Annotated in this window: 7 protein-coding genes; 3 read left to right on the plus strand and 4 right to left on the minus strand. The window is 49.5% G+C overall.

Going from position 1 to position 7,748, the window contains the following annotated elements; genetic code table 11:
• The first annotated feature begins 40 nt into the window (after positions 1-40).
• Positions 41-979: a divergent polysaccharide deacetylase family protein gene (locus tag FCN15_RS13775; protein ID WP_138495569.1), complete on the plus strand. Its 939-nt coding sequence runs from the start codon at positions 41-43 to the stop codon at positions 977-979.
• Between the two features lies 1 nt (position 980).
• Here FCN15_RS13775 and FCN15_RS13780 read toward each other — a convergent pair whose 3' ends face one another.
• The gene (locus FCN15_RS13780; protein WP_420819577.1) at positions 981-1,655 is read right to left on the minus strand and encodes an N-acetylmuramoyl-L-alanine amidase family protein; all 675 of its coding nucleotides are present in this window, start codon (positions 1,653-1,655) and stop codon (positions 981-983) included.
• A gap of 314 nt (positions 1,656-1,969) precedes the next feature.
• On the opposite strand from FCN15_RS13780, the gene FCN15_RS13785 reads away from it, so the two are divergent.
• A complete protein-coding gene (locus FCN15_RS13785; RefSeq protein WP_138495571.1) occupies positions 1,970-2,179 on the plus strand; it encodes a YqzE family protein in 210 nt (69 codons plus the stop codon).
• A 146-nt stretch (positions 2,180-2,325) separates the two neighbouring features.
• On the opposite strand, the gene FCN15_RS13790 is transcribed toward FCN15_RS13785, so the two are convergent.
• From FCN15_RS13790 to FCN15_RS13800, 3 genes are all read right to left on the minus strand, one after another.
• A complete protein-coding gene (locus FCN15_RS13790) occupies positions 2,326-3,339 on the minus strand; it encodes a hypothetical protein (RefSeq protein WP_138495572.1) in 1,014 nt (337 codons plus the stop codon).
• Positions 3,340-3,487: 148 nt separating this feature from the next.
• Entirely contained in the window at positions 3,488-4,420 is a 933-nt protein-coding gene (locus FCN15_RS13795) for a YqhG family protein (RefSeq protein ID WP_138495573.1), read from the minus strand.
• A gap of 3 nt (positions 4,421-4,423) precedes the next feature.
• Positions 4,424-6,193, minus strand: a complete 1,770-nt coding sequence (locus FCN15_RS13800; protein WP_138495574.1) for a DEAD/DEAH box helicase — start codon at positions 6,191-6,193, stop codon at positions 4,424-4,426.
• A 281-nt stretch (positions 6,194-6,474) separates the two neighbouring features.
• On the opposite strand from FCN15_RS13800, the gene FCN15_RS13805 reads away from it, so the two are divergent.
• Complete coding sequence (locus tag FCN15_RS13805) at positions 6,475-7,176, plus strand: GDSL-type esterase/lipase family protein (RefSeq protein WP_138495575.1); 702 nt, start codon at positions 6,475-6,477, stop codon at positions 7,174-7,176.
• The last annotated feature ends 572 nt before the right edge of the window (positions 7,177-7,748 follow it).

Consider the following 7,748-nt stretch of genomic DNA (forward strand, 5'->3'; position numbering starts at 1 on the left):
AATACCTGTACAAGCAGGATTTTGCAGGAGGGGGAGAGTAATGCGTACCATCAGAGTGAACAATTTTGCGCGGCTGAACCATGACCATCTGTTGATTAGGCTGTTAAAAAGGCTGGCGTACAGAGCCGGCTGCTTGTCGGCAGCGTCCTTCCTGTTCTTGAACGCCCCGTGCTATGCGTCCTTCTCCGGCCAGGGATCGGACGCGTACGGGCTGGTCCGCACCCAGGCTCCAGTCTCTACTGACCGGGCTAAGCAGTCCTATGAGGCGCCTCACAAGAAACTGGCGATCGTCATTGATGACTTTGGCAACGATATGGAAGGAACGTCCGAGATTCTGGCCATGCCGGTCAAGCTTACCATTGCAGTTATGCCTTTCTTGCGAACGACGGAGCGGGATGCCCGGCTGGCTCATGAGAGAGGCTTTGACGTACTGGTTCACCTGCCGATGGAACCGAATCAGGGCAAGCCGGAATGGCTGGGTCCAGGCGCCATTATGAGCTCTTTGAGCGATAGTGAAATCCGCCAAAGAGTAGAGCAGGCCATAGACAATGTTCCCTATGCGGTAGGCATAAACAACCATATGGGATCCAAAATAACCGCCGACCCCCGCATTATGTCCATCATTCTGGATGTTTGCCGGGAGCGCGGTTTGTTTTTTCTGGACAGCCGGACCAATTACAGAACCATAGTCGGGAAGCTGTGCAGAGAGAAAGGCATGCCCGATATCGGCAACCAGTTCTTTCTCGATGATCAGTACAATCTTCCGCATATCAGCAGTCAGATGAACAAAGTTATTGCATGGATGAAAGAGCACGACAGCTGCGTTATCATTGGCCATGTCGGCGTCCCGGGCACCAAAACGGCAAGTGTCATTCGCTCCTCCATTGGTAAGATGGGGCCGGAGGTCGAATATGTGACGCTTAGTCAGTTCGTGCGGCAGCAGAACGGTGAAGAGCTTTTTCGCGGCATGCTGCCTTGATTCAGGATTCCATGAAATAGCGGGCGATTCCGGCCATGACGGCTTGGGCGACCCGCTTTTGTCCTTGAGGCGAATTTAGAAAATTTCGGTCTTCAGCATTACTGATAAACCCGGTTTCTACAATGACGGCCGGTACTTTGGTGCGGTTAAGCAAATAATACGTTTTGCCGGACTGGGGCTTCCAGGAGCTCTGGTATACCGTATTTAAAGCTTCCTGGATGCATGCTGCAAGCAGGGCGCTGCGCCCTTCATTTTGATGAAGAACGATCGGCCCCTTGCTGGCGCTGTTCTTAGACCAGTTCACATGCAGGCTGATGACAACGGAGGTATTGACTTCTTCGCTCATCTGCTCCCTTTGGCTCAAATCCTTCATATGCCTGGAGCGGCTTGCATGCCACCGGTTCTCGTCACTCAGCGCATAATCTCCGTTCCGGTTAAGGATCGCGCGGTACCCTTCGCTCCGGAGCAGCAGGTAAAGACGCTGTGCAATCTCCAGATTAATATGTTTCTCCAGAATATCGCCGTATGAAGTGCCGCCGTCCACTCCGCCGTGCCCGGCATCAATCAGAATGACCGGTTTGGGAAAAGCGTGATGCGCAGGCTTCTCATCTGCTTTCGCATCTGCAATCCTGTCTGCCTTCTCATGGGCTTGAACCGTCAGGCCGTTAAGAGACAAAACCAGGAGGGGCACAATCAGAAGTATGCTGACCAGTCTCGGCCGATGTACTTTTTTTAGAAATACTTTTTGCAGAAATACTTTTTGTAGAAATATTTTTTGCTGAATTATTTTCTGTTGAATTCGCTTTTGAATACCCAGCATTTTAAGTCATCCTTTACCCAGGTTTAATTTACCTTTAGAGTAAGCAAACGGCTTTAAGCTTATTCATCAAACCAGGTTTAAGCCCAATATTTCTGAACAGAATAAGAGTATAGCGATGACGATATTTAATCTGCAGAGGCACTGAAAAATAAATCATTGGAGGCACTGAAATGGCCAAAGGGGATGAATTGGTCAGATTTATAACGGAGAGAGTAGTCGATTATGTCGAAACGCCAAAGGAAATACGCAAGGAACGCAAACAGGTCAAAACCAAGGAGCCTTGGAGCAGCAGATGGTTTGGCATGATTCCTGCATCTTTGTCCATGCTGGGCAGGGATATGGTGAAGCGAGGGCGCAGGACCCAGTCTCGTGAAAAATAGTCTCGTCCACCGTCAAACTCCCGTTTTCCGGTTACCGTTTAAGAAGCAGAAAGAGCTGTATTCATAGAGGCATAGACGCCTGCCATGAACACAGCTCTTTATTTTTTTATGAAAATGCACTGCAGGCAATCGGGATAAAGTCAGGATTATCTGCCTGTCCAGGCTTTGAATTCACCGGTTTCGGATAAGGCATTGAACAAGATATAGCGGGTACGGTTTTCCGTCCGGCTGATTAAATAGATGATTGGCTCGTCAATTGAAGGAACGGGATATCCGTCGGTTTCATACCACTGCTGATAACCTGAGATGGGAAGAGACTGAGCATAAGTGCGGGCAGGACCGGAAGTAAAATAAACCCATTCTCCAGGATCAGCATCCATATGATTGAATTGTGCCGGCGTAAGCGTTACGGATTCACTAGTCATCCACAGCAGATTGTCATCCGGCCGGAACGGCGTACCGGACTGCACCGGATCAAGAGGCAGAGCGACCTTCTGACCGGCTTGTTCGCCTGAGCTGCCCGAGCTGTCTGAGCTGTCCGAACTGTCCGAACTGCCGGAAGTGCCTGCCGCTTCATTTAAAATATTCAAAGGCAGCCCGGAGCTGCGCGCAAGCCAATCCGCATCCGTGTCCGGAAGCGTTTCGCCGTTTGCTGCTTCCAGATAAACGCTCTGGCCATCGGGTTTGGTGACGCTCCACTGGGTGAGTGCCGGGCCCCCGTACAGCAGTCCCAGCTTGTCCCCCGGGTCGATATGAAGCCTGCCCGGATTATACAAAGGATCGGAACCGGTACCGTACTCCACCAAAGCCAGCCCGCCGTCCGGTTTAGCGCCAATAATAAGATAACCTACAGGCTCATGCCCGGAGCTGACCAGAGAGACGAGCCAGCCGTGTGTGCCGGGACCAAGCGGGTTATAGGCGGCTATGCTGTCTTTCCACTTCGAGAAGGATTCCTGGGAGGAGAGGAAGCGGATCACCTGACCGGCGAACTGCTGGACCTCCGCTGGAGCGGAAGGCTGTCCGGCTGCATTTTCCTCTAGAGTGGAAGAAGCAATGGCCTCTGCTGCCGGCGGAACTGCGATTTCCCCGGCCAGAGGGAATACGAATAGGGCGCTTAACAGGAGTTTGGTGACTTTTTTCGATACCTTGAAGTTCTTCAATCCTCTTCACCTGCGCTTTAAGTAATTTGGGCCTGTCCATGCTGCTGTTTCTTCTATTGTAGAGAGACTGTGTGAAAAAGGATGTTGTTCCCTGTCGCCGCCAGCCTCCTGGAATGCTTCTAATTTTGAGGTCTTTTAGCGACAACCGTCAGGTTCTTGGCAGGGTGCCGGAACGCAGATGATAGATGCCGCAGTTTATGGCGGATACCTGAATCCGGGGATCGAACTGCCAGCGGATTTCCTGCTTTCTGGCCTCATACTGCTGCCTTGCGCCGTCTCTTGCTTCCTCGTTCTCATCCACCAGCAGCTGGCTGTAATATCCGTCAAGGATCGCCAATTCTTCTTCCAGCCGCTGCCTGGCTTCTGCCGCCCAGCTGTCGTCCAGCTGTCTAAGAGAGCCCAGCAGTTCCTCTTCGAGCCGGTGTTTTCCTTCCTCGACCGAGAGGACGGTGGGAATGATGCTGATGTTCTCCGGTATGCGGTGAATCAAATTCACTTTACATATCCTTTCACCAAAAAGGGTGTCCAGTGCACCATTCATCAATGAAATACCGTAAAAATAAAGCTCTTCCCGCTTCATGTCACAAGCGAACTCGGCCTTAAAGCAGACGCCCAGCCACCGTTCATAAGCGGCAGGAAGGAGAGTTGTTCGCTGTTTGTGCCCCGGATCCTCAAATACATACACATAACTGCCGCCGCGCCTCGCTGCTTCAAACAGCTGCTGCAGCCTTGGACTGCCGAAAGTAAGCTCTTCCCGCTGAACCCGTCCCGGTCCCAGGATCGGCAGGGGACGAATGGCGCCGAAATGCCGGCTCATGACGGAGTCTACCTCTGGAGATGCCGCCGGGTGGGCGGAATCATACTGCTCTTGATCGAATACAAATGTAAAGGACATCGTTTCCGGTTCCACCCCGCAGCGGTCTACGTATGCCCAGTAATAAGGACGGTTTGTAAGCTCGCGGTCGGCTTGAGGGGACAGCTTGACCGTCACATGATGGTCGGATTGTTCCCGGATATCGCAGTCCGTTGCCTTGAGGTAAGAGCGGACAAACTGGCTGATCTGTTGGGCTGACATCGTCATAACTCATATCCCTCCGAGCGATTTTTGAACGGGTGTTCCCGGCTGCTCCATTTGAGCTTCTTGAGTCTCATTGTCCAGTTCCTGTTTGATGGCCAGCATGGATGAGGCGAGGGAATCGACGCCGTGCCTGATCTGCTCTTCATTGTCCGCTTCAAGCAAAATCTTGTAGATGCTTTTCTCCAGAGAACCCTGCTTCTCCATCCGCTCCAGAATAACGTCCAGTCCGCCGATGACCATCTCAAACATATTGATCTTCTCATGCAGGAGATTCAAAATATGCTCCTCGATCGTCCCATTGGTCGACAGATTATAGATCCGGACATCGTTCTTCTGCCCGAGGCGATGGACACGGCCGATTCGCTGTTCAACCCGCATCGGGTTCCACGGCAGATCGAAATTAATCATATGATGGCAGAACTGCAGGTTAATGCCTTCTCCTCCGGCTTCAGTAGCGATCATGACCTGGGCGCGTCCGCGGAACAGATCCATCATCCAGTCTTTTTTGCCCCGGTTCATATTGCCGCTGTATGGAACCGCTGTCATTCCGCGGTCACGGAAATATTTAAGCAGAGATTCCTGAGTCGCGCGGTATTCGGTAAAAATGATCACTTTTTCTCCCGGATCAATACTTTGAATCAGTTCGAACGTTTTTTCGGCTTTCGTATTGGCTTTGATGTTCTTAATAACATGAACAAGCTCCCAGATTTTGTCGCGGACCGGGGAATCCGGAGCCAGCTTTTTCGATAAATTGACAAGCGTAACGAACACGGCATCGCGGCTGCTGCATACCTCGCGCTGAAGCGTAATCATCGAGAACAGGCTGGTTAAATCGCCGCCCGCCGCAGTGTACTGGTCCTTAACGAATGCCGTGACACCGTCGTAGAGCGCTTTCTCTTCCTCCGACAGCTCGAGAGGGACATTGCGGACAATCCGCTTCGTAAAATCCAGCTGCCCGTCGCTTCTCCGGTTGCGGATCATGACCTTTGACAGCTCGTCTCGCAGAACCTCCTCGTTTTTCGGTTTGCGCTTGTCGACTACGAAATTAGCTGCAAAATCGTTCTGCTTGCCCAGCTGCCCCGGCTTTAGCAGGGTGATGAGATTAAACAGTTCATTTAGATTGTTTTGAACAGGTGTTGCGGTAAGCAGCAGACAATATTTTTTACGAAGCCCCAGCATGAATTGGTAGTTGGTGGTCTTCTTGTTCTTCAGCTTGTGCGCTTCGTCTACAATAACCAGATCGTATACCCCGCTGTGCAGGATGTCCTTATGCGGATCCCGCTTAGCCGTATCCATGGAAGCAACGACGATGTCGGACTGCCAGGAATACTCTTTCTTCTGGGCAATGGCAGGAATGCCGAATTTTTGATTCAGCTCCCTGACCCATTGCAGGACAAGAGAAGCAGGGACAAGGATGAGCACCTTACGGACAAGTCCCCGGATGAGATATTCCTTCAGAATCAGGCCGGCTTCAATCGTTTTGCCCAGACCGACTTCATCAGCCAGTATCGCCCGTCCGCGCATTTCGAACAACACTTTCCGGGCCGTATCGATTTGATGCGGCATTGGCTGCACGGCAGATAAATGCTTGAGACACTGCATTTCTTCAAAATTGGTGACAAGGCCTGCTTCCTCGGCCTCCAAAGAGAGCCGCAGCAGCCTGATATCGTCCCACGGGCCTCCTTTGTCCAGACGGCTCTGCAGATTCTCGTGCCAGCTTTGATCAAAAGAAATGGGCACACCGCTGCTCTGTACCGGGATGTCTTCAGGGCTCATGTCCAAACAACCTCCTTTGTCGGCAAGAAAAGAAACTTTGTAGAAGGTAGTATGGACGAATTGAGAGAACTTCATAACTGACAAGCTCTCTTGAAATTACCCGGCAAGCAGGAGGTGACCGCGGATTTGCGGAATAATCTTATAGATCAAGCAGCAGGAAAGTCATACTGAATAAGCCGGCCTGCTTGCTTTGGATTCTTTTTCCTGAGAAAAGCTACATAATTACTGTACTTCGACCGACAATAATTAAGAAAAGTATATGAAAAAAGGAAGAGGATTATATGCAGAAGCTGATTCGCAAGCTTGTTTTCTTCGTTGCGCTGGCGGCCTTGACTGCGCTTCCCATTGAAGGCGCAACCTCCGAGGTTCCCAACTACATGAAAAATAAAAGCTATATTATGCAGATGGCCAACCAATCTCATTACAAGGTTAAGCATGCCGATATTGTTATGCTTGGCGACTCGATCACCTTTAATGTGCAGTGGAACGAACTGCTGGGCCGTAACGTGGCGAACCGGGGGATTGGCGGCGATTTTACAGCGGGGATGCTGAACCGTCTTGATTATGTAACGGATCTTACGCCTTACATGGTATTTATTATGGCCGGAATCAATGATCTTAATGTCGGCGGGGTGACGGCGGAAGAAGCCTTCAGCAATTACACGCGGATTTTGGAACGGCTGGAGGAAGAGCAAATTACTCCGGCAATTACTTTGACCTTATATGTAGGTAAAGAAGTGAAGAACTACAAAGCAGTCAACCAGCGTGTACAAAAGTTAAACAGCTACTTAATTACCTACGCCAATGCACATAAGATTTCTTATATTGACCTAAATCCAATTCTTTCTCCTGATGGATACTTGCTTTCTAATTATTCGATTGACGGGATTCACATCAATGGCGATGGGTATCTGATTTGGGGAAATAAAATAAATGAACTTATTGATCAGGTTTTAGATTCTTCAGATCATGCATCTTCATGAATCATACAGTTACAATTGCCTCCGGCCTTCCAGCCGGGGGTTTTATTTTTATAACTTAATGTCCTTTGGCTTATTATCAGCTTTCGTTCATGTTATGGCCTCATCTTCTTTTCAGGTGAACATCTCGCCATTTTCCAGAGAGTGTAGCAGCTGTTCTGAGGCAAATTGCTAAGCACAGGAGTCTGCCTGTTTGGATTAGTAGAATAAACAATTATGAAAAATAGAACTGGAATATTTTACTTGTTGATCTACTGTTAAGATTCATGTTATATTCTTATTCCAGCCGCTTGAAACATTCTTTCAGGTGAGGCTGGCGGTAACAGCATTTTAAAGCAGGCTTTTGAAGAATGAAAAAAACCTCAAAAAAAGTGCTTGCCAAGTTGATTTAAATGTGATAAGATATAAGAGTTGCTGGTGAGAATGAAATATCGGTGACAGTGAAAAACTTGATCTTTGAAAACTGAACAACGAGTGAGAAATAAACAACGAGTAACAACTCGTCAGATTCAAAATGAGCTACAAACTTTACTTTTATGGAGAGTTTGATCCTGGCTCAGGACGAACGCTGGCGG

This window comes from Paenibacillus pinistramenti, from assembly GCF_005869875.1.
Lineage (GTDB): Bacteria > Bacillota > Bacilli > Paenibacillales > Paenibacillaceae > Fontibacillus > Fontibacillus pinistramenti.